The sequence below is a fragment of the Lysobacterales bacterium genome, from assembly GCA_016703225.1.
Taxonomy (GTDB): Bacteria; Pseudomonadota; Gammaproteobacteria; order Xanthomonadales; family Ahniellaceae; genus JADKHK01.
This window is the reverse complement of the sequence record JADJCM010000001.1, coordinates 39,990-65,109: the sequence shown is the minus strand read 5'-3', so window position 1 is coordinate 65,109 and position 25,120 is coordinate 39,990. Positions and strand designations below refer to the sequence as shown.

The 25,120-nt window shown below is 67.8% G+C and carries 24 protein-coding genes; 18 read left to right on the top strand and 6 right to left on the bottom strand.

Annotated elements, in window-relative coordinates:
- Window position 1: 1 nt before the first annotated feature.
- The 12 genes from IPG63_00305 (at window position 2) to IPG63_00250 (ending at window position 11,973) form a co-directional block, all read left to right on the top strand.
- On the top strand, window positions 2-265 hold the full coding sequence (locus IPG63_00305) for a hypothetical protein (GenBank protein MBK6725696.1): 264 nt from the start codon (window positions 2-4) through the stop codon (window positions 263-265).
- A 64-nt stretch (window positions 266-329) separates the two neighbouring features.
- Complete coding sequence (locus tag IPG63_00300; GenBank protein ID MBK6725695.1) at window positions 330-2,270, top strand: tail fiber domain-containing protein; 1,941 nt, start codon at window positions 330-332, stop codon at window positions 2,268-2,270.
- A 1-nt stretch (window position 2,271) separates the two neighbouring features.
- On the top strand, window positions 2,272-2,535 hold the full coding sequence (locus IPG63_00295; protein ID MBK6725694.1) for a hypothetical protein: 264 nt from the start codon (window positions 2,272-2,274) through the stop codon (window positions 2,533-2,535).
- Window positions 2,536-2,599: 64 nt separating this feature from the next.
- Window positions 2,600-4,156 (top strand): hypothetical protein, encoded by a 1,557-nt coding sequence (locus IPG63_00290; protein MBK6725693.1) that lies wholly within the window; start codon window positions 2,600-2,602, stop codon window positions 4,154-4,156.
- Between the two features lies 1 nt (window position 4,157).
- Window positions 4,158-4,421: a hypothetical protein gene (locus IPG63_00285; GenBank protein ID MBK6725692.1), complete on the top strand. Its 264-nt coding sequence runs from the start codon at window positions 4,158-4,160 to the stop codon at window positions 4,419-4,421.
- A gap of 21 nt (window positions 4,422-4,442) precedes the next feature.
- Window positions 4,443-4,982, top strand: a complete 540-nt coding sequence (locus tag IPG63_00280) for an RNA polymerase subunit sigma-70 (GenBank protein MBK6725691.1) — start codon at window positions 4,443-4,445, stop codon at window positions 4,980-4,982.
- Between the two features lie 13 nt (window positions 4,983-4,995).
- Complete coding sequence (locus IPG63_00275; protein ID MBK6725690.1) at window positions 4,996-7,587, top strand: serine/threonine protein kinase; 2,592 nt, start codon at window positions 4,996-4,998, stop codon at window positions 7,585-7,587.
- Between the two features lie 89 nt (window positions 7,588-7,676).
- Window positions 7,677-8,366 (top strand): hypothetical protein, encoded by a 690-nt coding sequence (locus IPG63_00270; protein ID MBK6725689.1) that lies wholly within the window; start codon window positions 7,677-7,679, stop codon window positions 8,364-8,366.
- A gap of 208 nt (window positions 8,367-8,574) precedes the next feature.
- Window positions 8,575-9,492, top strand: a complete 918-nt coding sequence (locus tag IPG63_00265) for a tail fiber domain-containing protein (protein ID MBK6725688.1) — start codon at window positions 8,575-8,577, stop codon at window positions 9,490-9,492.
- 1 nt (window position 9,493) lies between these two features.
- Window positions 9,494-9,751, top strand: a complete 258-nt coding sequence (locus IPG63_00260) for a hypothetical protein (GenBank protein MBK6725687.1) — start codon at window positions 9,494-9,496, stop codon at window positions 9,749-9,751.
- 28 nt (window positions 9,752-9,779) lie between these two features.
- Window positions 9,780-11,705: a tail fiber domain-containing protein gene (locus tag IPG63_00255; protein ID MBK6725686.1), complete on the top strand. Its 1,926-nt coding sequence runs from the start codon at window positions 9,780-9,782 to the stop codon at window positions 11,703-11,705.
- A 1-nt stretch (window position 11,706) separates the two neighbouring features.
- Window positions 11,707-11,973, top strand: a complete 267-nt coding sequence (locus tag IPG63_00250; GenBank protein ID MBK6725685.1) for a hypothetical protein — start codon at window positions 11,707-11,709, stop codon at window positions 11,971-11,973.
- A gap of 193 nt (window positions 11,974-12,166) precedes the next feature.
- Here the strand turns inward: IPG63_00250 and IPG63_00245 are convergent, their stop codons facing one another.
- Window positions 12,167-12,934 (bottom strand): hypothetical protein, encoded by a 768-nt coding sequence (locus IPG63_00245; GenBank protein MBK6725684.1) that lies wholly within the window; start codon window positions 12,932-12,934, stop codon window positions 12,167-12,169.
- Between IPG63_00245 and IPG63_00240 the strand changes: the two genes are divergently transcribed.
- The 4 genes from IPG63_00240 to IPG63_00225 all read left to right on the top strand — a co-directional run bounded on the left by IPG63_00240 (window position 12,933) and on the right by IPG63_00225 (window position 17,893).
- Complete coding sequence (locus IPG63_00240; GenBank protein MBK6725683.1) at window positions 12,933-13,919, top strand: tail fiber domain-containing protein; 987 nt, start codon at window positions 12,933-12,935, stop codon at window positions 13,917-13,919. The genes IPG63_00245 and IPG63_00240 overlap by 2 nt on opposite strands.
- 1 nt (window position 13,920) lies before the next feature.
- Window positions 13,921-14,178 (top strand): hypothetical protein, encoded by a 258-nt coding sequence (locus tag IPG63_00235; GenBank protein MBK6725682.1) that lies wholly within the window; start codon window positions 13,921-13,923, stop codon window positions 14,176-14,178.
- A 28-nt stretch (window positions 14,179-14,206) separates the two neighbouring features.
- On the top strand, window positions 14,207-15,967 hold the full coding sequence (locus IPG63_00230) for a tail fiber domain-containing protein (GenBank protein MBK6725681.1): 1,761 nt from the start codon (window positions 14,207-14,209) through the stop codon (window positions 15,965-15,967).
- Between the two features lie 174 nt (window positions 15,968-16,141).
- Window positions 16,142-17,893, top strand: coding sequence for a hypothetical protein (locus IPG63_00225; protein MBK6725680.1), 1,752 nt, complete (start codon window positions 16,142-16,144; stop codon window positions 17,891-17,893).
- Here the strand turns inward: IPG63_00225 and IPG63_00220 are convergent.
- Both IPG63_00220 and IPG63_00215 read right to left on the bottom strand, forming a co-directional pair.
- On the bottom strand, window positions 17,890-18,285 hold the full coding sequence (locus IPG63_00220; GenBank protein MBK6725679.1) for a nucleotidyl transferase AbiEii/AbiGii toxin family protein: 396 nt from the start codon (window positions 18,283-18,285) through the stop codon (window positions 17,890-17,892). The genes IPG63_00225 and IPG63_00220 overlap by 4 nt on opposite strands.
- 46 nt (window positions 18,286-18,331) lie before the next feature.
- Window positions 18,332-20,050, bottom strand: coding sequence for a sigma 54-interacting transcriptional regulator (locus IPG63_00215; GenBank protein MBK6725678.1), 1,719 nt, complete (start codon window positions 20,048-20,050; stop codon window positions 18,332-18,334).
- A gap of 119 nt (window positions 20,051-20,169) precedes the next feature.
- Here IPG63_00215 and IPG63_00210 point away from each other — a divergent pair, with 119 nt between their 5' ends.
- Complete coding sequence (locus IPG63_00210; protein MBK6725677.1) at window positions 20,170-21,267, top strand: beta-lactamase family protein; 1,098 nt, start codon at window positions 20,170-20,172, stop codon at window positions 21,265-21,267.
- A 1-nt stretch (window position 21,268) separates the two neighbouring features.
- Here IPG63_00210 and IPG63_00205 read toward each other — a convergent pair whose 3' ends face one another.
- Complete coding sequence (locus tag IPG63_00205) at window positions 21,269-21,547, bottom strand: hypothetical protein (protein MBK6725676.1); 279 nt, start codon at window positions 21,545-21,547, stop codon at window positions 21,269-21,271.
- Window positions 21,548-21,683: 136 nt separating this feature from the next.
- Window positions 21,684-22,514, bottom strand: a complete 831-nt coding sequence (locus IPG63_00200) for a LamG domain-containing protein (protein ID MBK6725675.1) — start codon at window positions 22,512-22,514, stop codon at window positions 21,684-21,686.
- Window positions 22,515-22,729: 215 nt separating this feature from the next.
- Between IPG63_00200 and IPG63_00195 the strand changes: the two genes are divergently transcribed.
- On the top strand, window positions 22,730-22,942 hold the full coding sequence (locus IPG63_00195; GenBank protein ID MBK6725674.1) for a hypothetical protein: 213 nt from the start codon (window positions 22,730-22,732) through the stop codon (window positions 22,940-22,942).
- 175 nt (window positions 22,943-23,117) lie between these two features.
- On the opposite strand, the gene IPG63_00190 is transcribed toward IPG63_00195, so the two are convergent.
- Window positions 23,118-25,010, bottom strand: coding sequence for a hypothetical protein (locus IPG63_00190; protein MBK6725673.1), 1,893 nt, complete (start codon window positions 25,008-25,010; stop codon window positions 23,118-23,120).
- Window positions 25,011-25,120: the final 110 nt, after the last annotated feature.

Below are 25,120 nucleotides of genomic sequence, written 5' to 3'. Positions count from 1 at the left end.
CATGCGCTCGCACCTCCTCAAGTTGCTGGCTGTTGCGTCATTGCTGCCCCTCGGTGCAGTCGAAGCCGCCGAGCCCGCACGCTTCGAGCTTCGCGGCGAACTGCAGCCGAGCGCCTCCAGCGACGATGGTCGCTTCCGCCTGCGTGCCGAGGCGCGGGTGACGCCCGAGGCGAAATCCGCGGACGGCCGTTTCGCGCTCAAATCCACGAACGCGAGCTGCGACCCGCTGGACCTGAATCTGTTCAAGGACGGCTTCGAGACGTAGGCGCGGTCGCGCGCGTTCGGGTGGAGTCGCTAGGCTAATGGCTCCGATCGAACGAGGATCCGCCATGTCACGAACGCTGCACTCGACCTTGCTGCACGCCGCCCTGCTTGCCGCCATCGCCTCCAGCGCGCACGCTGCCGAGTTCGTCTACCAGGGCCAGCTCGATGATCGCGGCGTTCCCGCGAACGGTCGCTACGACCTGCGCATCGCCGCTTACACCGATGAAAAATCGGCATCGGGCCTGATGGCGCCCATCGAATTTTCGAGCGTCGAAGTCAAGGACGGCCGCTTCGAACTGCGCTTCGATGCGCCGCTCGCGAAGGACCGCGAAGCCTGGCTCGAAGTCGCGGTGCGCGATGTGGGCGCCGGCAACTTCGCGACCATTCCCGGCCGCAGCAAGGCCATCAGTGCGCCACTGATCGGTGCCTGCTGGAGCAGCACCGGCGATTCGGGCAGCGATCCGGCGACGAACTTTCTTGGTACCACCGACGCGCAGCCGCTGGTGATCAAGACTGGCAACGTCCAGAGCCTGCGCATCGAGCCCTCCAGCATCCTTTCGGGCGGCCTGCCGATAACCGCGAATGCGATCGCGGGATCGCGCGTCAACGGCGTGACGGCTGGTGTGCGTGGCGCGACCATTTCCGGCGGCGGCGTGCCCACCGGCAACAGCGACCCGGATTTCAGTGCCGAGTCACCGAACCAGGTTGCCGATCACTACGGAACCGTCGGCGGCGGCTATGGCAACGTGGCCGGCATGGATGAGGGAGATCTGGATCTGCAGTCGTTTGCGGTCGTGGGTGGTGGCAAGGGCAACTTGGCGATGGGAAGCCAAAGCACGATTTCGGGCGGCTGGGAAAATCAGGCCAGCGGCGAATTCAGCTACGTCGGTGGCGGCTATCAGAATATCGCCAGCGGGCACACCAGCACCATCGGCGGTGGCGATAACAACAGCGCATCCGCAGACTCCGGGGCGGTGATCGGCGGTGGCGGTGAGAACGCGGCCAGTGGTAGCTACAGCACCGTTGCGGGCGGAGGAGCGAACATGGCCAGTGGCGAATTCAGCGCGATCGGTGGTGGCGGTTACAACACTGCCAGCGGCGCCTACAGCACGATCACTGGCGGCGCCTTTAACTGTGCGGGTGGCAACTTGTCTTCGGCGAACGGATACCGCGCCAAGGTTCGCCCTGGTAGCGAGTCGGGAAGCGCAGGACAGGGTTGCATCGGCGTGGCAACGGTTGGCACATATGGTGACCGGGGTGCGTTCGTCTGGGCCGATGGCCAAGAAGCGAGCTTCGTTTCGACCGGCCCCGACCAGTTCCTGATCCGTGCCCTGAATGGCGTGGCGATCAACACCAACACGCCGGAGGCGAACACGGCGCTGACAGTCGCCGGTGATGCCGCGGTGCAGGCACCGGCAGCGCTGTCGTTCGGCAGTCTGGCGCGCCAGATGATCAACCTCTACGGTACCTCGTACGCCATCGGTGTGCAGTCGAGTACCCAGTACTACCGCGCTGGCGGCAGTGGCTACTTCGCCTGGTTCAGGGGTGGCGTGCACAGCGACACCGCGCTCGATCCGGGTGCCGGCGGTACCTTGCTGATGACGCTTGGCCCGGGTGCCAGTACGCCGACCGGTACGGCGCGTGCGCAGAGCTTCACCAACGTCAGCGACCGCGCGGCCAAGACCGGCTTTGCGCCGATCGACGCGGGCGAAGTGCTGGCGCGCGTGGCGCAATTGCCGGTCAGTGCATGGTCGTATCGCGACGCCCCCGAAGTGCGCCACATCGGCCCGGTCGCGCAGGACTTCCGCGCCGCTTTCGGCCTGGGCGATGACGAGCGCACGATCAGCACGGTCGACACCGCCGGCGTCGCCCTCGCCGCGATCCAGGGTCTGAACGCGAAGCTCGAAGCCGAGAATGCGGCGTTGCGTGAGGACAATGCGGCGATCCGGAGCGAGCTGGATGCGCTGCGCGAGCTGGTCGAAAGCCGCCTGAACGCGGAGCACTGACATGCGCTCGCACATCCTCAGGTTGCTGGCTGTTGCGTCATTGCTGCCCCTCGGTGCAGTCGAAGCCGCCGCTTCCGCTCGCTTCGAACTCCGCGGCGAGCTGCAGCTGAGCGCGACCAGTGACGACGGTCGTTTCAGCTTGCGCGCCGAGGCGCGGGTGACGCCCGAGGCGAAATCCGCCGACGGCCGCTTCGCGCTCAAGTCCACGAACGCGAGCTGCGACCCGCTGGACCTGAATCTGTTCAAGGATGGTTTCGAGACTTAGGCACGGTCGCGCGCGTTCGGGTGGAGTCGCTAGGCTAATGGCTCCGATCGAACGAGGATCCGCCATGTCACGAACGCTGCACTCGACCTTGCTGCACGCCGCCCTGCTTGCCGCCATCGCCTCCAGCGCGCACGCTGCCGAGTTCGTCTACCAGGGCCAGCTCGATGATCGCGGCGTTCCCGCGAACGGTCGCTACGACCTGCGCATCGCGGCGTATGGCGACGAGAAGTCGGCCGCCGGCTTGATGGCACCGATCGAGTTCCCTGCAGTCGAAGTCAAAGACGGCCGCTTCGAACTGCGTTTCGACGCGCCGCTCGCCAAGGCGCGCGAGGCCTGGCTGGAAGTTTCCGTGCGCGACGTGGGCGCCGGCAACTTCGCGACCATTCCCGGCCGCAGCAAGGCCATCAGTGCGCCACTGATCGGTGCCTGCTGGAGCAGCACCGGCGATTCGGGCAGCAATGCCGCGACGAACTTTCTTGGTACCACCGACGTGCAGTCCCTGGTGCTGCGCACCGGCAATGCGCAGAGCCTGCGCATCGAGCCTTCCGGCATTCTGGTCGGTGGCCTGCCGATCACCGCCAACGTGATTGCCGGATCGAGTGCGAATGGCGTCGTTGCGGACGTTCGCGGCGCGACGATCGCAGGCGGCGGCGTGCCAACCGGCGACAGCGATCCCAACTTCGGCAGCGATGCGCCGAACCGCGTGACCGATCACTACGGCAGCGTCGGAGGCGGCTTTGCCAATCAGGCAGGTGATGACACCGGCACCGTGCAGGACCGCAGCATGGCCACCGTCGCCGGCGGCTGGAGAAACCGGGCCACCGGGGGCCAGGCGGCGATCGGCGGCGGCTACAACAATCTGGCCAGCGGCCAGGTCAGCACGATCGCCGGAGGCAATGTCAGTCGCGCCACCGGCGAATACGCCGCGGTCGCGGGCGGCGCCTACAATGCTGCCGAGGGCCCGAGCGCTTTCGTGGCCGGTGGCAGTTTCAACTGCGCCGGGGCGGCGCATTCGCTGGCGGCGGGCTACCGGGCCAAGGTGCGCCCGCCGACGGATCCGGGAACCGGGGCGTGCGCTTCGCTGGGCAGTTACCCCGGCGGTGACGGCGACCAGGGCACCTTCGTCTGGGCCGACAGCCAGCCAGCGAGTCTCCCATCGACCGGTCCCAATCAGTTTCTGGTGCGCGCGTCGGGCGGGATTTGGTTCGGCAGCAACAGCTTGGCCCTCATTCCGGCGGGACGATTCCTCAACACATCCACGGGTGGCTACCTCAGCAGCGCCGGGGTGTGGACCGACTCGTCCTCGCGCGCGGTCAAGACCGCCTTCGAGGCGATCGATCCGGGCAGCGTGCTGGGTCGTGTGCTGGCGTTGCCGATCCGCGAGTGGTCGTATCGCGCGGCGCCCGATGTGCGCCATGTCGGCCCGGTTGCGGAAGACTTCCATGCTGCATTCGGACTGGGTGAAGGCGACACGCACCTGGCCAGCCTCGACACCGCCGGCGTCGCCCTCGCCGCGATCCAGGGTCTGAACGCGAAACTCGAAGCCGAGAATGCGGCGTTGCGCGAAGAGCTGGTCGCCCTGCGCAGCCTGGTCGAAAGCCGCCTGAACGCGGAGCACTGACATGGACGCACGCTACCGACTCCTGCTCGGTGTCGCGATGCTGTTGCCGCTCGGCATGGCCACGGCCGGCGAGCTTTCGCGCTTCGCGGTGCGTGGCGAATTGCAACGGAGCGCGACCAGCGCGGATGGCCGTTTCAGCTTGCGCGCCGAGGCGCGGGTGACGCCCGAGGCGAAGTCTGCCGATGGCCGTTTCGCGCTCAAGTCCACGAACGCGAGCTGCGACCCGCTGGACGTGAACCTGTTCAAGGATGGTTTCGAGACCTGATCGATCGTGGGCGGCGCGGGCGTGTCGGCTTACACTCGCGACATGCCCACGCCCGAAGCGCCCGCCTCGCAATGGTTCGACCCGCTCTATGCCGAGCTCAAGCGCATCGCGCATCGGCATCTGGAGGGCAATGCGGGCACGCTGCAGACCACCGGCCTGGTGCACGAGGCCTGGCTCAAGCTGGGTCGCGCCGAGGCGCTGGTCGAGGGCGAGGCGCACCTGCTCAACCTGGCCAGCCGCGCGATGCGCCAGATCGTGGTCGATGCGGCGCGCCGGCGTGCGGCGGAGAAGCGCGGTGCCGACGTGTTGCGCGTCACGCTCGACGAGCGCATCGACGTGCCGGGCAGCGGCACCGAAGTCGACGTGCTGGCGATCGAGCAGTCGCTGCTGCGCCTGGAACGGATCGAGCCGCGCCTGGCCCAGGTCGTGGAGATGCATTTCTACGGCGGGCTCGGCTTTCCCGACATCAGTCGCGCGCTCGGAATCACCGAACGCACCGTGTTCCGCGACTGGCGCGCGGCGCGGGCGATGATCCTCTCGGATCTCGGTGGTGCCCATTGAGCACGCAGCGTCCATGAGCCCGGGCGATGCTGATGCGCGCACCCGCCGCGCGCTCGACCTGTTCCGCGAACTGCTCGATTTGTCCGCCGGGGCGCGTGCCGAATGGATCGACCGTGCCTGCAGCGAGGATGCGCTGCTGCGTGCGGAAGTCCTGCGCCTGCTCGCGCTCGATGCCGAGTCCGCGCCGATCGATCAGGGCGTGGCAGCGCCGTCGTTCGATGCCGACGCACCCGATCCGCGAATTGGCAAGCGCATCGGTCCGTTCCGGCTCGATGCCGTACTCGGCGAGGGCGGCATGGGCACGGTGTTTCGTGCCAGTCGTGTCGCTGCGGGCTTCGAGCAGCAGGTAGCGTTGAAGCTGATCCGCGGCGGCGTCGACGGCGTCGCGGCGCGGCAGCGTTTCGAGCGCGAGCGCGCGATCGTGGCGCGACTGGTGCACGCCGACATCGTGCCGCTGATCGACGGTGGCGTCAGCGACGAGGGCGTGCCCTGGTATGCGATGCCGCTGATCGAGGGCGAGCCGGTGACGCGTCACTGCGACGCGCAGCGCCTGCCCTTGCGCGAACGCGTGGCGCTGATCGCGCGCGTCTGCGACGCAGTGCAGGCGGCGCACCAGGCGCTGATCGTGCATCGCGACCTCAAGCCCTCGAACCTGCTGGTCGATGCCGCGGGTCGACCGCACGTGCTCGATTTCGGCATCGCCAAGTTGCTCGACCAGAGCGATGACGTCACCCATACCGCGGCGCAGCTGATGACGCCGGCCTACGCGGCGCCCGAACAGATCCGCAGCGAGCCGGTCTCGACCGCGACCGACGTGTTCGCGCTCGGCGTGATCCTGTACGAACTCGCCTGCGGCCAGCATCCGTTCCTGGCCAGGCAGGCATCGCCGTTCGCGATGCAGCGGGCCGTGCTCGAGGCCGAGCCGCGACGCCTGAGCGCTGCGCTCGGCGAGCGCACCGCCGAGGTGATCGAGCGTGCGCATCTGCGCGGCACGCAGCCCGCGCGTCTGCGGCGTGCGCTGCACGGAGATCTCAATCGCATCGTGAGCAAGGCGCTGGCCAAGGATCCGGGCGAGCGCTACGGCAGTGCCGCTGCGCTCGGCGCCGACCTGCAGCGCTGGCTGCAGGACGAGCCGGTGCAGGCGACCCCCGCGTCCTTCGGCTATCGCGCGCGCAAGTTCCTGCTGCGCCATCGCTGGTCGCTGGCCGCTTCGGCGCTGGTCGCGACGGTGCTGCTCGCCGCCACCGTCTTCAGCTTGCAGCAGGCGCGCACCGCGCGGCTCGCCCAGCGCGAGGCCGAGGCCAACGCCCAAAGCGCGCAGGCGACACAGCGCTTCCTGCAGCAGGTGTTTCTCGCCGCCGAACCGTGGAACCACGAGGGCGCGATGCCCAACGCGCTGCAACTGGCCGATCGCGCGTTCGAGACGCTCGATCGCGATCTCGCCGACCAGCCCATGGCGCGGGCCGACCTGTATGTCTCGCTGGCGCGGCTGTACAACACGGCGGGTGCCGGCGCGCGCGCCGTCGAGGCCAGCAGGCGCGCCGTCGCCCTACTCGAATCCGACGTGGCGGACGTCGATCGCCTGTTCGTGGCCTGCCTGCGTCTGGCCGATGCCTATGGCCAGCAGGGAGAACCGCATCTTCAGTTGCGCTGGATCGAGCGCGCTGCGGCGCTGCCGGGACTGGGGTCCGGGCAGCGCTTCCTCGTGGCCAACCACCAGGCGCAGGCATTGCGCGATCGCGGGCGCTACGACCTGGCGCTGGAGCGCTTTCGCGAGGCCTACGCCTTGGGCGAGGACCTGCTGCAGTCCACCGAGACCCCGTTCGCGCGCGGCAATGCCGAGCGCATGCTGCGCCAGCATCGCGACGCGACCATGCACCTGCTGCAGCAGGATCGGATGCGCGACCGCTCGAACAACCGCGGCTGGCGCCTGCAGATGGCGATCTACCGCATCGGCCTGCTGCCGCCGGAACAGCGCCGTGCCGAGGATCTGCAATTCGCAGCCGACCTGGAAGCCGAACGTGCCGCCGTGTGGGACGACGGCACCTGGCAGGCGGTCCACGCCGGGCTGCGCGCACAACTGCACTTGCAACACGGCGACCTGGACGGTGCGTTGCGCATCGCGCGCGCGCTGCCGCTGCCGCCAGGACACCCGGAGGCGGAGACCGGCGGGTACGACGCCGAGTTCTGGCTCGGGCTCAGCTACGTGCTGCTGCAAGGCGGTGACCGCGATCAGGCTGCACGCCAGTTCGCGCAGATCGAGTCGGCGCTGCGCCGCTATTCGGATCCGCTCGATCCGCGGCCGCTGCTGGCGCGCGTCGGCGCTGCCTGTGCACGAGGCCAGGCACTGTTGCCCGAACTGGCGGCGGCATTGGCGCAGCCGCCGCAGCCGGACTACCTCGGCTACGCCTGGCTGCGTGATGCGCCGTGCCCGGAATTGCGCGACAGCGCCGGCGCCCGGCATCCGCCGCCCCAGGATTACGCCTTTGGCGAGGAGCTGCGCGCCGCGCTCGATGCCGCCGCGGCGCGCCTCGGCGAGTGCCGCGACGGCCACCGCGTGGCGATCGGCGGCTCCTGCGCCAGGTCCGAGGCGCCTTCGGGATAGGCCTGCCCCCGGCCATCGCCACGGCCGATGTCAGTGTTTGCTGCGCGACTGCGTATCCCCCGGTGACCCCCACCACCGGATCCACGCCCATGCACCCGCGTTTCCCCTCGCCCCTTTTGCACGCCGCCCTGCTCGCTGCATTGCTCCCCGCCGCGCATGCCGGCGAGTTCGTCTATCAGGGCAAGCTCGATGATCGCGGTGTCCCCGCCAACGGTCGCTACGACCTGCGCATCGCCGCTTACACCGATGAAAAATCGGCATCCGGTCTGATGGCGCCGATCGAGTTTCCGAGCGTCGAAGTCAAGGACGGCCGCTTCGAACTGCGCTTCGATGCGCCGCTCGCGAAGGAGCGCGAAGCCTGGCTCGAAGTCGCCGTACGCGATGCCGGCAGCGCCGCCTACGCGAGCCTCCCGGGACGCAGCAAGGCAATCAGCGCCCCCCTGATCGGCGCCTGCTGGAGCGCCACCGGCGATGCTGGCAGCAACCCCACCACCCACTTCCTCGGCACCACCGACGCGCAGCCGTTGGTGCTGCGCACGGCCAACGTGCAGAGCCTGCGCATCGAGCCATCCAGCATCCTGTCGGGTGGTCTGCCGATCACCGCGAATGTAATTGCGGGAAGTAAGTCCAACTACACCGAGGTTGCTGTGCGCGGCGCCACGATCGCTGGCGGTGGCGTGCCCTTCGGCGACAACGACCCCGACTTCCTCAACGAGGGTCCGAATCGCGTCGCTGACCACTACGGCACGGTGGGGTGGCAACAACAACTTGGCAGGTGACCTCCTGGGTACCGCGGGCGATCGCGCCTTTGCCACCGTCGCAGGCGGCGCTTACAACAATGCAACGGGATTCGCTGCCGCGGTCGGAGGCGGCGAAATCAACCGAGCCAGTGGTGAGGGTGCGATGGTTTCGGGTGGTAGAGGCAACACGGCAAGCCATAGCATGAGTACGGCGGCCGGGGGGCTTTACAATTGCGCAGGTGGCTTGGTGTCGTTTGCGGCTGGCCACCTGGCCAAGGTGCGGGTGGGTTCGGCTTCCGGGAACGCCGGGTTCGGATGCGACGGTGTAGCCACCAGCGGTGATGCCAATGGCGACGAAGGCACCTTCGCCTGGGCCGACAGTCAGGTGGCCAACTTCGTTTCCACCGGCCCCAACCAGTTCCTGATCCGCGCCCAGGGTGGCGTGGCGATCAACACCAACGCGCCGGAGGCGGGTGCGGCGCTGACGGTGGCGGGCAATGCGGTGGTGCAGCCTCCGGGGGCCTTGTCCTTCGGCAGTTCAACGCGGCAGATGATCAATCTGTTCGGCACCTCGTACGGCATCGGCGTGCAGTCGGATACGCAGTATTTCCGCTCCGGCGGCAACGGCTACTTCGCCTGGTTCAAGGGCGGCGTGCACAGCAACACCGGGCTCGATCCGGGCGCCGGCGGCAGCCTGCTGATGACGCTCGGGCCCGCCGCGAGCACGCCCACCGGCACCGCGCGTGCGCAGAGCTTCACCAACGTCAGCGACCGCGCCAGCAAGACCGGCTTCGAGCCGATCGATGCCAGCGAAGTGCTGACGCGCGTGACGCAGTTGCCGCTCAGTCAGTGGTCCTATCGCAACGAACCGAGCGTGCGCCACCTCGGCCCGGTCGCGCAGGACTTCCGCGCTGCATTCGGCCTCGGCGAAGACGAGCGCACCATCAGCACGGTCGACAGCGCCGGCGTTGCGCTGGCCGCGATCCAGGGGCTGAACGCGAAGCTCGAAGCGGAGAACACCGCGCTGCGTGAAGACAACACTGCGATCCGCGACGAAATCACCAGTTTGCGCGAGCAGCAGTCGCGCGAACTCATCGCGCTGCAGCAGCAACTGACCGACCTGCGCGCGCTGCTGGCTCCCGCGGTCGCCGATGGAAGCCGCTGAGATGCGCACGCGAATTCTGGTCCTTGGTCTGCTGCTGTCAGGCGCCGACCTCGCCGCCGCCGAGCCCACGCGCTTCCAACTTCGCGGCGAACTGCAACCGAGCGCGACCAGCAACGACGGTCGCTTCAGCTTGCGCGCGCAGGCGCGGGTGACGCCCGAGGCGAAGTCCGGCGATGGCCGCTTCGCGCTCAAGTCCACGAATGCGAGCTGCGACCCGCTCGACTTCAACCTGTTCAAGGACGGCTTCGAAGGCCCCTGAACCCATGCATCGCACCGGAGATTCCACCATGTCCCGCCGTTTCGCCTCGTCCCTGCTGCACGCCGCCCTGCTCGCCGCATTGATCCCCGCCGCGCACGCCGGCGAGTTCGTCTATCAGGGCCAGCTCGATGATCGCGGGCAGCCCGCCAACGGTCGCTACGACCTGCGCATCGCCGCTTACACCGATGAAAAAGCGGCATCCGGCCTGATGGCGCCGATCGAGTTTCCGAGCGTTGAAGTCAAGGACGGCCGCTTCGAACTGCGCTTCGACGCGCCGCTCGCGAAGGACCGCGAAGCTTGGCTTGAAGTCGCCGTACGCGACGCGGGCAGCGTCGCCTACGCTAGCCTGCCCGGCCGCAGCAAGGCGATCAGCGCCCCCCTGATCGGCGCCTGCTGGAGCGCTACGGGGGATGCCGGCAGCAACCCCGCGACCCACTTCCTGGGCACCACCGACGCGCAGCCGCTGGTGCTGCGCACGGCCAACGTGCAGAGCCTGCGCATCGAGCCTTCCAGCACTCTGTTTGGTGGGCTGCCGATCACCGCGAATGCGATCGCGGGATCGCGCGTCAACGGCGTGACGGCCGGGGTGCGTGGCGCGACCATTTCCGGCGGCGGCGTGCCCAGCGGCGACAGCGACCCGGATTTCAGTGGCGAGTCGCCGAACCAGATTGCGGACCACTACGGAACCATCGGCGGCGGCTACGGCAATGTGGCCGGCATGGATGAGGGAGATCTGGATCTGCAGTCGTTTGCGGTCGTGGGCGGCGGCAAGGGCAATCTGGCAATGGGAAGCCTGAGCACGATCTCGGGGGGCGCCGACAACATCGCTGCTGGCGAAAATAGCTTCATCGGCGGTGGTGACTCCAATAGCGCCCCCGGTGGTGGCGGAACGGTTGGCGGTGGTGGAAGCAATACCGCCAGTGGTTCCGCCAGTACCGTTGCGGGCGGTGGAGCGAACATGGCCAGTGGCAGCCTTGGTTCGATCAGCGGCGGTGGATTCAACACCGCCAGCGGCGGCTACAGCTCCGTCTCAGGTGGAGCCTACAACTGTGCGGGCGGTGTTCTGTCTTCCGCGAACGGAAGCCGCGCCAAGGTTCGCCCCGGCAGCGGCTCGGGAAGCGCAGGACAGGGTTGCAACGGCGTAGCAACGGTGGGCACCGTTGGCGACCGGGGCACGTTCGTCTGGGCCGACTATCAGGATGCGGACTTCGTCTCTTCCGGCCCCAACCAGTTCCTGATCCGCGCCCAGGGCGGGGTGGCGATCAACACCAACACGCCGGAGGAGACTGCAGCGTTGACGGTGGCGGGCAATGTGGTGGTGCAGTCGCCAAACAGCTTGTCCTTCGGCAGCAGCACACGGCAGATGCTGAACCTGTGGGGCAACACCTACGGCATCGGCGTGCAGTCGGATACGCAGTATTTCCGCTCTGGCGGTAACGGCTACTTCGCCTGGTTCCGGGGCGGCGTGCACAGCAATACCGGGCTCGACCCGGGCGCCGGCGGCAGCCTGCTGATGACGCTCGGTCCCGCCGCCAGCACGCCCACCGGCACCGCGCGTGCGCAGAGCTTCACCAACGTCAGCGACCGCGCCAGCAAGACCGGCTTCGAGCCGATCGATGCCAGTGACGTGCTGACGCGCGTGACGCAGTTGCCGCTCAGCCAGTGGTCGTATCGCAACGAACCGAGCGTGCGCCACCTCGGCCCGGTCGCGCAGGACTTCCGCGCTGCATTCGGTCTCGGTGAAGACGAGCGCACCATCAGCACGGTCGACAGCGCGGGAGTCGCGCTTGCGGCGATCCAGGGTCTGAATGCGAAGCTGGAAGCCGAGAATGCGGCCAAGGACAACGAGATCGCTGTGCTGCGCCACGACCTCGCCGCCCTGCGCGATCGGCAGTCAGCCGAAGTTGCCGCCTTGCGCGCACTGATCGAATCGCGTCTGCCGGCGGAGCGCTGACATGCGCGCGCACTTCCGCTTGCTGCTCGGTGTCGCGTCCTTGCTGCCCGTCGGCGCGGTGATTGCCGCCGATCCCACGCGCTTCCAGCTCCGCGGCGAACTGCAATCGAGCGCGACCAGTTCGGACGGTCGCTTCAGCCTGCGCGCCGAGGCGCGGGTGACGCCCGAGGCCAAGTCGGCCGATGGCCGCTTCGCGCTCAAGTCCACGAATGCGAGCTGCGACCCGCTCGACTTCAACCTGTTCAAGGACGGCTTCGAAGGCCCCTGAACCCATGCATCGCACCGGAGATTCCACCATGTCCCGCCGTTTCGCCTCGTCCCTGCTGCACGCCGCCCTGCTCGCCGCATTGATCCCCGCCGCGCACGCCGGCGAGTTCGTCTATCAGGGCCAGCTCGATGATCGCGGGCAGCCCGCCAACGGTCGCTACGACCTGCGCATCGCCGCTTACACCGATGAAAAATCAGCATCCGGCCTGATGGCGCCGATCGAGTTTTCGAGCGTCGAAGTCAAGGACGGCCGCTTCGAACTGCGCTTCGATGCGCCGCTCGCGAAGGAGCGCGAAGCCTGGCTCGAAGTCGCCGTACGCGACGCGGGCAGCAGCGCCTACGCCAGCCTCCCGGGACGCAGCAAGGCAATCAGCGCCCCCCTGATCGGCGCCTGCTGGAGCGCTACGGGGGATGCCGGCAGCAACCCCGCGACCCACTTCCTCGGCACCACCGACGCGCAGCCGTTGGTGCTGCGCACGGCCAACGTGCAGAGCCTGCGCATCGAGCCCTCCAGCATCCTGTCGGGCGGTCTGCCGATCACCGCGAATGCGATCGCGGGATCGCGCGTCAACGGCGTGACGGCCGGCGTACGCGGCGCGACCATTTCCGGCGGCGGCGTGCCCACCGGCGACAGCGACCCGGATTTCAGCGGCGAGTCGCCGAATCAAATCGCCGACCACTACGGAACCATCGGCGGCGGCTACGGCAATGTGGCTGGCATGGATGATGGAGATCTGGATCTGCAGTCGTTTGCGGTCGTGGGCGGCGGCAAGGGCAATCTGGCAATGGGAAGCCTGAGCACGATCTCGGGGGGCGCCGACAACATCGCTGCTGGCGAAAATAGCTTCATCGGCGGTGGTGACTCCAATAGCGCCCCCCGGTGGTGGCGGAACGGTTGGCGGTGGTGGAAGCAATACCGCCAGTGGTTCCGCCAGTACCGTTGCGGGCGGTGGAGCGAACATGGCCAGTGGCAGCCTTGGTTCGATCAGCGGCGGTGGATTCAACACCGCCAGCGGCTACTACAGCTCGGTCTCAGGTGGAGCCTACAACTGTGCGGGCGGTGTTCTGTCTTCCGCGAACGGAAGCCGCGCCAAGGTTCGCCCCGGCAGCGGCTCGGGAAGCGCAGGACAGGGTTGCAACGGCATAGCAACGGTGGGCACCGTTGGCGACCGGGGCACGTTCGTCTGGGCCGACTATCAGGATGCGGACTTCGTCTCTACCGGCCCCAACCAGTTCCTGATCCGCGCCCAGGGCGGGGTGGCGATCAACACCAACACGCCGGAGGAGACTGCAGCGTTGACGGTGGCGGGCAACGTGGTGGTGCAGTCGCCAAACAGCTTGTCCTTCGGCAGCAGCACACGGCAGATGCTGAACCTGTGGGGCAACACCTACGGCATCGGCGTGCAGTCGGATACGCAGTACTTCCGCTCCGGTGGCAACGGCTACTTCGCCTGGTTCCGGGGCGGCGTGCACAGCAATACCGGGCTCGATCCGGGCGCCGGCGGCAGCCTGCTGATGACGCTCGGGCCCGCCGCGAGCACGCCCACCGGCACCGCGCGTGCGCAGAGCTTCACCAACGTCAGCGACCGCGCCAGCAAGACCGGCTTCGAGCCGATCGATGCCAGCGAAGTGCTGACGCGCGTGACGCAGTTGCCGCTCAGCCAGTGGTCCTATCGCAACGAACCGAGCGTGCGCCACCTCGGCCCGGTCGCGCAGGACTTCCGCGCTGCATTCGGCCTCGGCGAAGACGAGCGCACCATCAGCACGGTTGACAGCGCCGGCGTCGCGCTTGCGGCGATCCAGGGTCTGAACGCGAAGCTGGAGGCGGAGAACAACGCGCTGCGTGAGGACAACACCGCGATCCGCGACGAACTCGTCGCGCTGCAGCAGCAACTGACCGACCTGCGCGCGCTGCTGGCTCCCGCGGTCGCCGATGGAAGCCGCTGAGATGCGCACGCGAATTCTGGTCCTTGGTCTGCTGCTGTCAGGCGCCGACCTCGCCGCCGCCGAGCCCACGCGCTTCCAACTTCGCGGCGAACTGCAACCGAGCGCGACCAGCAACGACGGTCGCTTCAGCTTGCGCGCGCAGGCGCGGGTGACGCCCGTGGCGAAGTCCGGCGATGGCCGCTTCGCGCTCAAGTCCACGAATGCGAGCTGCGACCCGCTCGACTTCAACCTGTTCAAGGACGGCTTCGAAGGCCCCTGAACCCATGCATCGCACCGGAGATTCCACCATGTCCCGCCGTTTCGCCTCGTCCCTGCTGCACGCCGCCCTGCTCGCTGCATTGCTCCCCGCCGCGCACGCCGGCGAGTTCGTCTATCAGGGCCAGCTCGATGATCGCGGGCAGCCCGCCAACGGTCGCTACGACCTGCGCATCGCCGCTTACACCGATGAGAAATCGGCATCGGGCCTGATGGCGCCCATCGAGTTTTCGAGCGTCGAAGTCAAGGACGGCCGCTTCGAACTGCGCTTCGATGCGCCGCTCGCGAAGGACCGCGAAGCCTGGCTCGAAGTCGCCGTACGCGATGCCGGCAGCGCCGCCTACGCCAGCCTGCCCGGCCGCAGCAAGGCGATCAGCGCCCCCTTGATCGGCGCCTGCTGGAGCGCCACCGGCGATGCCGGCAGCAACCCCGCGACCAACTTCCTCGGCACCACCGACGCGCAGCCGTTGGTGCTGCGCACGGCCAACGTGCAGAGCCTGCGCATCGAGCCAAGCGCGGAGTTGTTTGAAGGTTTGCCGATCACTGCCAACGTGATTGCTGGAAGTCGCTCCAACTATACCGAGGCCAACGTGCGCGGAGCGACGATCGCCGGTGGCGGCGTTCCGTTTGGTAACAGCGACCCGGAGTTCTCCAACGATTTTCCGAACTACGTCGGCGACCACTACGGTACGGTTGGCGGCGGCTTCGGCAACAAGGCTGGCGACTATCTGGGCACCGTTGGGGATCGTGCCTTTGCCACCGTCGCCGGCGGTTATCGCAACGGTGCTGGGGGGCTCTATGGCATGGTTGGCGGCGGCGAAATTAACAACGCCAGTGGCGAAAGCGCCTCGGTCGGCGGCGGCCACGGCAATTCGGCGAGCCACTTGTACAGCACGGTGCCCGGGGGCTCGGGCAACTGTGCCGGCGGCGAGAGTTCGTTCGCCGCTGGACATAGCGCCAAGGTTCGGGTCGGGTCGTCTTCCGGATACGCCGGGTTTGGCTGCTCGAGTGTCGCTGCCAGCGGTGATGCCAATGGCGACGAAGGCACCTTCGCCTGGGCCGACAGTCAGGTGGCCAACTTCGTTTCCACCGGCCCCAACCAGTTCCTGATCCGCGCCCAGAATGGCGTGGCAATCAACACCAACGCGCCGGAGGTCGGAGCGGCGCTGACGGTGGCGGGGAGTGCGGTGGTGCAGTCTCCGGGCGCATTGTCCTTTGGCAGTGCGACGCGGCAGATGCTGAACCTGTTCGGCACCTCGTACGGCATCGGCGTGCAGTCGGATACGCAGTACTTCCGCTCTGGCGGCAACGGCTACTTCGCCTGGTTCCGGGGCGGCGTGCACAGCAATACCGGGCTCGACCCGGGCGCCGGCGGCAGCCTGCTGATGACGCTCGGTCCCGCCGCCAGCACGCCCACCGGCACCGCGCGTGCGCAGAGCTTCACCAACGTCAGCGACCGCGCCAGCAAGACCGGCTTCGAGCCGATCGATGCCAGTGACGTGCTGACGCGCGTGACGCAGTTGCCGCTCAGCCAGTGGTCGTATCGCAACGAACCGAGCGTGCGCCACCTCGGCCCGGTCGCGCAGGACTTCCGCGCTGCATTCGGTCTCGGTGAAGACGAGCGCACCATCAGCACGGTTGACAGCGCGGGAGTCGCGCTCGCGGCGATCCAGGGTCTGAATGCGAAGCTGGAAGCCGAGAATGCGGCCAAGGACAACGAGATCGCTGTGCTGCGCCAAGACCTCGCCGCCCTGCGCGCACTGGTCGAGTCGCGGCTGCGGGGCGAACGCTGACACGCGCGCGCACTTCCAACTCCGCGGCGAACTGCAGTCGAGCACGACCAGTTGCGACGGTCGCTTCAGCCTGCGCGCGCAGGTGACGCCCGAGGTCAAGTCCTTCGACGCGCGCCAGCGCGCGATCCGAGCCCGTGCGACACTTTCGCGACCCTGGCCGGGAGGAGTGCGATCATGCGATGCGTTCGACGAAGGTTCGGTCTGGCGCGCTGGCCGCTGATTGGCCTGCTGCTGACGCCCGTTTCGACGCTGGCCGACACCATCGTGGTCGGCAGCGGTGCGGGATGTACCCACAGCAGCCTGGCGACTGCCTTTCTCGCCGCCGCGGTCAGTTCCGGCAGCGATACCCTCATCATCACCGCCAACCAGACGCACACGGGTGCCGTCGCCTTGAACCTGACCAACGAAGGGTCGGTCACGATTCGCGGGGGCGTGAGTTGCGCCGATACCGCCGAGCAGCAGCGCGACATCACCGCGACCCAGGGCGATCTGTTCGAGTTCGTCAACACCCACGCCACGGTGCGCAAGCTGCGGCTGATCAGTGATGTCAATGGCGGTCGGCCGTTGACCGCCAGTGGCAGCAGTCTCATCACCCTCGACGATGGTGCGGTCCTCAACGCCGGCAAAGCCGGAACCGGCGGCAATCTTTATCTCAGCGGCGGCGCCAGTCTGGTGATGCTCTCGGGCTCGATGATCTGGCATGGCGCCGCAACGTTCGACGGTGGCGGCGTTTACTGCACGGGAGCGGGCACGGTGGCCATTGCCGATGGCGCGCTGATACGCGACAACACCGCCGCGTTCAATGGTGGCGGCATCTACGCTGCGTCGGGCTGCACCGTCAACCTTTCCGCCGGCGGACCCAGCACCTTCGGAGCGACCATCTTCGAAGGCGTCTGGAACAATCACGCCGACTTCAATGGCGGCGGCATCTACACCACCACCGGCGCGAACGTGAACGTGCTCGGGTCGTCGGCCGAGGCGGCATCAGTGCGAGACAACATCGCCGAAAAGAATGGCGGCGGCATCTACGCCACTGGTGCGGGAACCCGTGTCGAGATTCTTTCGGCCGAGATCGTCGACAACCTCAGCTACGAGGATGGCGGTGGGCTCTACGTCGGGGCTGGTGCCGACTTGCTGATGGATCGGGACCTGGCGAGTTGCGCCCGCGCCGTCCGCTGCTCGTTGCTTGAGGGAAACTCGAACGCATCGCTTGCCGGCGTCACCTCCGAAGGCGGCGCCATCTACGTCGCCGGCGGTGCGACTGCAGCGATCCGGCAGACCTATGTCACCGGAAACACGTCGCTCGATGAAGGCAATGTCGCGTTGGTCGATGGCAGCGACAGCTACTTGTTGCTGGAGGGGGGTGTGTTGTACGACAACGCTGGCGTCGGAACCCACGTGTTTGCGCGCAACGGCGGCCATGCGCGAGTCGCCTTCTCTTCGCTGTGGGGGAGTTCCACGCCAGGCCTGGGAATGTACCTGTTGCAGGCCGGCAACAATGGCCGTGTCGACCTGTATTCAAGTCTGGCGGTGGAAGGGTTCGGCCAGGCGCCCACGGGTGGCGGACCGGACAAGGTGTTCGGACCCGCCGGCAGCGGTGGTCAGCACTTCGCTCGCTGCGCAATTGCCCACGAGACCGGATCACTGCCGGTGGTACTCCCGACCACCTACTTGATCGAGACCGACCCCGCGCAGGTGTGGTCGTCACCGGCGACTGGCGACCCGCATCTGCGCGCGGATTCCGACGCCATCGATTATTGCGACACATCGGGCCATGTGCCGGTTGATCGCGATATCGACAACGAGGTTCGTGGCCTCGACGACCTCGGTGTCGCCGATCGCTTCGGCAACCACGACCTCGGTGCCGATGAGCGACCGCCGGGAGCGGCGCCGGACGCGATCTTCCAGAACGGCTTCGAGACCTAGCCTCGGTCATCGTTCCCGACGTCGGCCACATCACCGAGTGCAGGGGCGGCCAGGCGGTTCCGATGGAGGAAGGCCTGCCAAAGCTTACCTTTTTCGGCATCGGCGGCGAATCCTTCGGTCAGGCCATCGGTCAGGCCATCGGGCAAGGCGGTCTGACGACGCGCGAAGGCGCCGCCGATCGCCTGCGCAAGATCGCGGGGATTCATCGCATTTTCGCGGGGCAATGCCAGCAGGTCGAAGTAGTCCTTCATCCGGCTGCTGGTCATGCCGAGACTGGCGATGGCCTCCAGCTTCTCGGCGAAAACGGTCTTGCGCGGATACACGCGCAAGCGCGGGGCGGGGAGGTCGGCGAGCTTGGAGGGCTGCTCCTGGTGGGGCAGGGTGTTACTCATCGTCGGATGAAGTCAACCGAATCCGACGATATGGCCCGCAGCGGGATCAAGCCTCGTCGGGCTCGCCGCGGCCGAGGCCGTGTTCGCGGAGCTTCTTGTAGAAGCTGGTCTTGCCGATGCCGAGTGCGCGCCAGGCGGCTTCGCCCTGGCCGTGGCGGGCGAGGGCGGTGCGCAGGGCTTCGGCTTCGGCGCGGTGCAGGGCGGCTTCGAGGCCGATGCCGGCGGCGGCGTCGGGTGCGGCGGCGAGGGCGCCGGATGCCTGGGCGATCGCGTTCGGCAGCGGCAGCGCCTGCAGTCGTTCCGGCAGGTGCACGCGGTCGAGCGCTTCGCCTGGATGCAGCATCGCGGTGGCGGTCTCGACCACCTGGCGCAGTTCGCGCACGTTGCCCGGCCAGTGCCAGGCCTGCAGCGTGGCCAGCGCCGCGGCGCTCATGCCGGGGCTGCGCTGGGCGTTCTCGGCCAGCGCCTGCTGGAAGAAGTGGATGGCCAGCGGGGCGATGTCCTCGCGCCGCTCGCGCAGTGGCGGCAGGCGGATCTCGAATCCGGCGAGGCGATGGTAGAGGTCGAGTCGGAAGCGGCCGGCTTCGACTTCGTTGGCCAGATCACGATTCGTGGCGCCGACCAGGCGCACGTCGATGTCCACCAGATGTTTGCCGCCGATGCGCAGGATGCGGCCTTCCTCGACCGCGCGCAGCAGTCGCACCTGGGTCTCGGGCGGCATGTCGCCGAGTTCATCGAGGAACAGCGTGCCGCCGTTGGCGCGCTCGAACACGCCCGCGCGCGCATCGACGCCGGTGGCCGCGCCGCGCTCGATGCCGAACAGTTCGGCTTCCAGCAGATCGCGCGGCAGCGCTGCGCAGTTGATCGCGACGAAGGGTGCCTTGCGCCGCGGCGAGCTGTCGTGCACCCAGCGTGCGAGCGCGTCCTTGCCGGCACCGGTCTCGCCGAACACCAGCACGTTGACGCGGCTGCGCGCGACGCGTCCGAGCGCCTGCAGGCGGCGCAGCAGGGCTTCGTTGCGGCTCGGCACGCCGGGCGGGTGACTGGCAGCGGGCACCGTTGCATAGCCGGTGGGCATCGGCTCCGGCAGCAGGTCGAGCAGCGGTGCCAGCACGGCGGCCAGCGCGGGGACACGCGTCGCGCCCGCAGCGTCAGCCAGCACCCGCCAGCCGGCGTGTTCCAGCACCAGCGCCAGTTCGCAGTCGATGCCGCAGGCGGCACGCACGTTTCCGTCGAGGTCGAGCAGGCGCAGCGCGTCGAATTCGAGCGCCTGCGCGAAGGCCGCGAGCACGCGCGGCAGCGTTGCCTCGAAACCCGGGCGGGCCGTGGCCAATTCGCGCCACAGCGCCTCGCGCAACCGCGTCGCCAGCGTCAGTTGCTGGGTACCCAGCGCGGTGCGCTGCGCCGCGTTCGGCGGGTCGATCTCGCCGGTGCGAAACGCCAGCCCGGCCGGTTCGTCGGCGTGCTCGTGCACGCGCAGCCGCACCCCACCGAGGTCGAGCACGAAGTCGCCGCGGCAGGCGATCTGGCCGATGCGACGACCGTCGACGCGGCTGCCGTTGGTGGAATCGAGGTCGCGTACCACGCAGCCGCCGTCGCCGAGCACCTCGATCTCGACGTGCTCGCGCGACACGCCGCGCACGTCGAGCTGCACCGCGCAATCGCCGCCACGGCCGATGCGCCAGCGCCCGACGTCGAGCTGCCGCCGCGACAGCGCGGCGTCGGCCGGTTCCAAGGTTTCGAGCGTGTAGCGGATGCGTTCCATCGTTCAAGGGGCAGCAGCGGAACCGCAAGCATAGCGCCGGCCCCGGTCGCATCCTTGCGTCAACGGCGCGCGACCCGCTGCGTTGAGCGCGAGGTTGCTCGGGTGATGGGGTCGATCGGATGAAACGAACGGGTTTGGCGTTGTGGGCGCTGCTGGCGGGTCCGCTGGCGCATGCGCAGTCGATCTGCAGTTTTGCGGATGCGGACGCGCGCTTCGAGCAGTTGATGCAGGACCAGGGCTTGCCTGGTGGCGCGATCCTGATCGGCGACCGCCAGGGCCTGCTGCATGAGCGCTACTTCGGCAGCCATGGCGCCGCCACCGTGGTGCCGATCGCGTCCGCGAGCAAGCTGGTCTCGGGCGTGCGCATCCTGCAGCTGATCGACGACGGCCGCATCGATGCGGATGCGCCCGTCGCTGCCGTGCTGCCGCAATTCACTGGCGACAAGGCGACGATGAGCGTCGCGCAGATGTTCTCGCACACCGCCGGTTACGGCGGCGATTCCGGCGACCCGCTGGTGTTCGACCGCACGATCACGCTGGCCGAAGCGGTGGACCAGATCGCCTGCTGCCGGTCGCTGCCCGCGGGGTTCACGGTGGGCGGCCAGTTCGCTTACGGCGGCGTGTCGATGCACATCGCCGGTCGCGTTGCCGAAGTCGCGACCGGGCTCGACTGGGAAGCGGGATGGCAGGCGGAACTGGGCGTGCCGCTTGGCATCGGCTCGATCGACTGGCAGGCCTTCGGCGCCACCAGCAACTACCCGATTGCCGGCGGTGCGCGCAGCAACTTGCGCGACCTGGGTCGGCTGCTGCACCTCCTCGCCAACGACGGACGCTCGAACAACCGCCGCCTGCTGTCCATGGGTGCTGCCGATCGCCTGCTCGTGGATCGCGCGGCCGGCTTGCCGGCACTTGAAGTTCCGCCCGGCGTCACGCCGCCGGTGCACTACGGCCTCGGCGCCTGGATCGATGGTCTCGGCGGCCCCGAACGACTGCAACTGGTCCACAGCCTCGGCGCCTTCGGCACGATGCCCTGGGCGGACTTCAGACACCGTGCGTTCGGCGTCTTCATGATCCGCGGTGCCGCCGGCATCAATGGCGCCGCGATACCGGCCTACCGCGAGATGCTGGCCGCGATCGAGATCCGCCTCGAAGCCGGACCCTGCGTCTGGATCGAGCGCTTCGACGAGATCTTCGTCGCTGACTTCGACGCGCGTTGAACTACTCGAAGCCGTCCGCGAACAGCGATCCGTCGTCGTCGCGGATGTGCGCCGTCAGGGCCACGACTCCACACCGCTTGGCGGTCACGCCCGAGGGTGCCAGGCTGAAATCGGATCCATTGGCAGCATTGCCGGCCGTGGCCACCGCGACCGATGGGAAGCCGAACCCCTGGCCGCCGCGGCGGATGACCTCGATCGTCACGTTGCTGGATGCTTCCGGGACGTCGATGTTGGCGGTCGCGAACTCGATATGGCCGGACTCCGGCTCGACCAGGGTCACGTCGGCGCTGCGGCTATTGTCGCCCGCATCTTGCGCCTGAACGAACTCCTGTCGGATTGCGTTGACTCATGGCAGGGGATGCAAACTGCGATCTTTGTTGCTGGGCGCTCCGCCCTTCCTCCACACGGATTCAATGTCAATCGCTTTCGAAACCGTCCGCGAAGATCGTTGGTGTGCAGATCCCGTCGCCGCCAGCGTTGAAAATGGAGCTGATTTCGCCCGCGCTCAGCATCCGGCTGAACAAGGCGACTTCGTCGATCAGGCCGTTGAAGCTCGAGTTGAAGCCGTGCGCGGAATTGGTCTCGTCGGAGAAATTGCCGATGTTCCAGCCACGCGTGTTCGGAGTCGAACCCGAAAAGGTGCGCGGCGTTGATCCGCGCAGTTCGCCGTCGACGTAGAGCGCCATGACGCTGCCGTCATAGGTCGCGACCACCAGGTGCCAGCCATTGGCGATCGCCGTGTTCACGTAGGTATCCGCCAACTGCCGTTGATTGATGGCGAACAGGAGATTGCCGCTGTCGATCCTCAGGTACAAGGAGAAGTTGCCGATGCCGCCGCCCTCCCCCATGTAGTTGCCGGCGATGACCTGCAGCGCTGGCAAGTCGGCGGCGCTGGTGTTCACCCAGGCGGCGATCGTAAACGGACCGGTTTCGGTCAGTCCGATGCCGCCGAGCAAGCCGACCCGCATCGAATCGTCGATCCCGTCGAACTGGAATGCGCGACCGACAAACCCCGGCCCGTAGCCGACGCCATTGGTCAGGCTACCGGGGTAATTGCCGAGGCGGTCGAACGCGTTGTCCTCGCCGGACCACCAGGCGCCGAGACCCGGCGGCGCTGGCACGCATGCAAGCGGCGCCGCGATGGCGGCATTGGCGACCAGCAGCGCCGCGAGGGCGAGCAGGCAGGGCGGCCATATCACTCGGGCGACTTTCGAAGCGCCCCGATCGTGGTTGATATCGATCACCATGGCCAATTCTCCCGATTTGTGTGGCCCACCCGACGGCGTCCACCTGACATCGTGACGCCAGCGAAGAGATTATCGTCGCGTCGTTGCGGTCGACATTGACCATAGTCAACCCGATCTGGGCGGCAACATCAGGGCCACCGCCCTGCGCCCAGTTTCCTCTGTCGCAGAAGAGCCGTCGGGGTTCGCCGTCCGTGGGCACCAGGAGTTCCGTGCCGGTGTCGCTGCGCGACAACCGGAACAGGTTGGACGGGGTATCGATGAATGCATCGACGGCGCCGCTCTGGTCGCTGGCCAGCAGATTGGTTGCGCCGGATAGGAAGCCGATGATGTCGCCACCGTCCGATATCGTGCAGGCGAGCACATCGCTGTTCGCCTCGGTGCCGAGGATCGAAGTATCCTCCACCGAACGGGGTCGACGCTGGTCGTAGGAGCCTGCATCAAGTCTGGTTGCAAGGAGCCGGGCGACGACAAGACGGATGGACTTCCAAGCCATGGCGAAGGACCACGGGAGGACGATGCGCGACGCGAGTGGAACTCCCGCAGGGGCTGGCAGAGGAGGTCTTGGCAGAGGCGCGCATGCGTCTCCGCGAAGGACCGTGAGCGCTACTCGAAACCATCCTTGAACAAGGCATCGGCGACGAAGCTGTGGCTCATCGATGCCGACGGGTTGCCGCCGGTGGCGGCGTCGCCGAAGGGCAAGTAGCGGGTGTCGAGCACGGCGCCGAGTGCGTGCACGCCGAGCGCCATCGCCGGCAGCGTGCAGGTGGCGCTGGCGGAGGCGGGGCCGGTGGCGTTGAGTGCGGCGTCGCAGTATGCGTAGGTGCTGCCCCAGGCGGAGTAGCTGATGCGCACGCTGCCGCGCGGAACAAACGGTGCCGGGCCGGCGACGTTCACCGTCACGGTCTTGGCGGTGTTCTCGATCTGCGTGGCCGTCGTGCCGGGTGCGAAGGTCAGGGTCAACGGATGCCAGCCGAGCTCGCTCGATGCGCGCGAGGACGGCGCCGGCGGCATCGCGCCGAGTGTCGAAGCGACCACAACCGCGTCCGCCGGCCACGGCGTTGGCGGCAGCGGCAGCACGACGCTCTTGATCGACTGCGCGTCGGATGCTTCGTACACGTCGCTGCCCAAGCGATCGAGCGGCGCCTGCGTGATCGCCGAATAGAACTCGACTTGCAGCGGATACTGCGCGTTGGCCGTGCTGGCATCGATGCGGTAGCTGAGGTGCAGTCCGTCGGCCTCGAGCGCGAACGCGGTGATCTCCGGATGGTTCTGCACGCTGCTGTCGCGCCCGCCGAGGCTGCCGTCGGCGTCGCCGGCATCGTTCGGACGGCGCATCAGCGGACCGTCGCCGGTCGGCCAGCGCAGGTACCAGGGCTTCAGGTGGGTATCGACGAAATGATTGCCGAACACCGCGCCGCGACTGTTGCTGCCGGTGTCGATGGCGGCGAAATTGCCGCTGCTCGGGCCGACCACGAGGTTGCCATCGCCAGGTTGGTCGCCGCCGAACATCAGGGCGGCGACGTTCGAGGCGATGTAGGCGTATTCGAGCGCGAGCGGCGTGACGCCATCGGCACCGAGTCCGAAGTGATTGCCCTGTACCACCACCGGCGCCAGCGACTGGTTGTTGAAGGCGATGTTCTTCGGCGTGATGTCGAGGCCCTTGCGTGCGACCACGTTGCGGCCGTTCGGGTCGTCCGAACCAAAGTAGATGTAGTCGTCGTCGTAGTACGGGAAGTTGCCGTCGATGGCTTCGGCGACGCTGCAACTGCTCATGGTGTGGCCGTCGGCGCCGACCCCGAACAGGTTGCCGTACACCTTCAGCTTGCCGGTGTTGGTGTGGTTGACGATGCTGGCGCCGGCCTTGCAGAACAGATTGCGAGCGGCAGGCGTCAGGCCGCCGACGCGCACCGGTTGGCGCGACTCAAGCACGAACGCCCAGTTCACCATGCTGATGCCGCCATCGAGCGCCTCGCCGAAGGCATTGCCTTCGATGACGAACTCGCTGCTCGTCGGCGTCGAGTTCGTGTACTTGAGCGGATACACCTGGCCGTTGCCGCGGCCGTTCAGCACCAGCCCGCGCACCGTGCCGGGCGCGGTGAACCTCAGCGCCGGGTTGAGCTGGATCTTGTGTACCGTGTTCAGTCCGCCGGCGTTGGCGGCGATGGTGTTCGCCGAGGCGCCGGGCTGCGAGAAACCGTCGAGGGTCAGGGCTTCGTTGACCGAGATTTCGCCGGAACCGGCGATCACGCACCAGCCTTGCGCGGCGTTGCAGCCGGGATCGCTGGTCGGAATGTTGAAATGGATGGCGTCGATCACGCCGCTGCTGACATTGGCCTTGGCCACCGCGCCGGCGAGCGAACAGTCGTTGCCGATGCCGTCGTCGCAGCCGGACACGCCGGCGTCGGCCGAGGTGGTATCGACGGTGTAGGTGGCGGCCTGCGCGAGAGGGGCGCTGGCCAGAACTGCCAGCAGACTGGCGCGACACAGGATGGACATGGGAACCCCGGAATGACTGCGCGCAGCATCGGCCAAGTGACGAGTCGTCCCAACCCCGTGAACGTGGGGGTGACGAACCGCTATCGTGCACGCGTCCTTGGAAAGCGGGA

Excerpts from the sequence above, each read along its gene's own strand:
- IPG63_00225 (MBK6725680.1), top strand. The coding sequence starts at position 16,142 with ATGCGATGCGTTCGACGAAGGTTCGGTCTGGCGCGCTGGCCGCTGATT.
- IPG63_00290 (MBK6725693.1), top strand. The coding sequence starts at position 2,600 with ATGTCACGAACGCTGCACTCGACCTTGCTGCACGCCGCCCTGCTTGCC.
- IPG63_00200 (MBK6725675.1), bottom strand. The coding sequence starts at position 22,514 with ATGGTGATCGATATCAACCACGATCGGGGCGCTTCGAAAGTCGCCCGA.
- IPG63_00235 (MBK6725682.1), top strand. The coding sequence starts at position 13,921 with ATGCGCACGCGAATTCTGGTCCTTGGTCTGCTGCTGTCAGGCGCCGAC.
- IPG63_00285 (MBK6725692.1), top strand. The coding sequence starts at position 4,158 with ATGGACGCACGCTACCGACTCCTGCTCGGTGTCGCGATGCTGTTGCCG.
- IPG63_00240 (MBK6725683.1), top strand. The coding sequence starts at position 12,933 with ATGGCCAGTGGCAGCCTTGGTTCGATCAGCGGCGGTGGATTCAACACC.
- IPG63_00250 (MBK6725685.1), top strand. The coding sequence starts at position 11,707 with ATGCGCGCGCACTTCCGCTTGCTGCTCGGTGTCGCGTCCTTGCTGCCC.
- IPG63_00230 (MBK6725681.1), top strand. The coding sequence starts at position 14,207 with ATGTCCCGCCGTTTCGCCTCGTCCCTGCTGCACGCCGCCCTGCTCGCT.
- IPG63_00260 (MBK6725687.1), top strand. The coding sequence starts at position 9,494 with ATGCGCACGCGAATTCTGGTCCTTGGTCTGCTGCTGTCAGGCGCCGAC.
- IPG63_00190 (MBK6725673.1), bottom strand. The coding sequence starts at position 25,010 with ATGTCCATCCTGTGTCGCGCCAGTCTGCTGGCAGTTCTGGCCAGCGCC.
- IPG63_00220 (MBK6725679.1), bottom strand. The coding sequence starts at position 18,285 with ATGAGTAACACCCTGCCCCACCAGGAGCAGCCCTCCAAGCTCGCCGAC.
- IPG63_00210 (MBK6725677.1), top strand. The coding sequence starts at position 20,170 with ATGAAACGAACGGGTTTGGCGTTGTGGGCGCTGCTGGCGGGTCCGCTG.
- IPG63_00305 (MBK6725696.1), top strand. The coding sequence starts at position 2 with ATGCGCTCGCACCTCCTCAAGTTGCTGGCTGTTGCGTCATTGCTGCCC.
- IPG63_00255 (MBK6725686.1), top strand. The coding sequence starts at position 9,780 with ATGTCCCGCCGTTTCGCCTCGTCCCTGCTGCACGCCGCCCTGCTCGCC.
- IPG63_00245 (MBK6725684.1), bottom strand. The coding sequence starts at position 12,934 with ATGTTCGCTCCACCGCCCGCAACGGTACTGGCGGAACCACTGGCGGTA.
- IPG63_00215 (MBK6725678.1), bottom strand. The coding sequence starts at position 20,050 with ATGGAACGCATCCGCTACACGCTCGAAACCTTGGAACCGGCCGACGCC.
- IPG63_00300 (MBK6725695.1), top strand. The coding sequence starts at position 330 with ATGTCACGAACGCTGCACTCGACCTTGCTGCACGCCGCCCTGCTTGCC.
- IPG63_00295 (MBK6725694.1), top strand. The coding sequence starts at position 2,272 with ATGCGCTCGCACATCCTCAGGTTGCTGGCTGTTGCGTCATTGCTGCCC.
- IPG63_00275 (MBK6725690.1), top strand. The coding sequence starts at position 4,996 with ATGAGCCCGGGCGATGCTGATGCGCGCACCCGCCGCGCGCTCGACCTG.
- IPG63_00270 (MBK6725689.1), top strand. The coding sequence starts at position 7,677 with ATGCACCCGCGTTTCCCCTCGCCCCTTTTGCACGCCGCCCTGCTCGCT.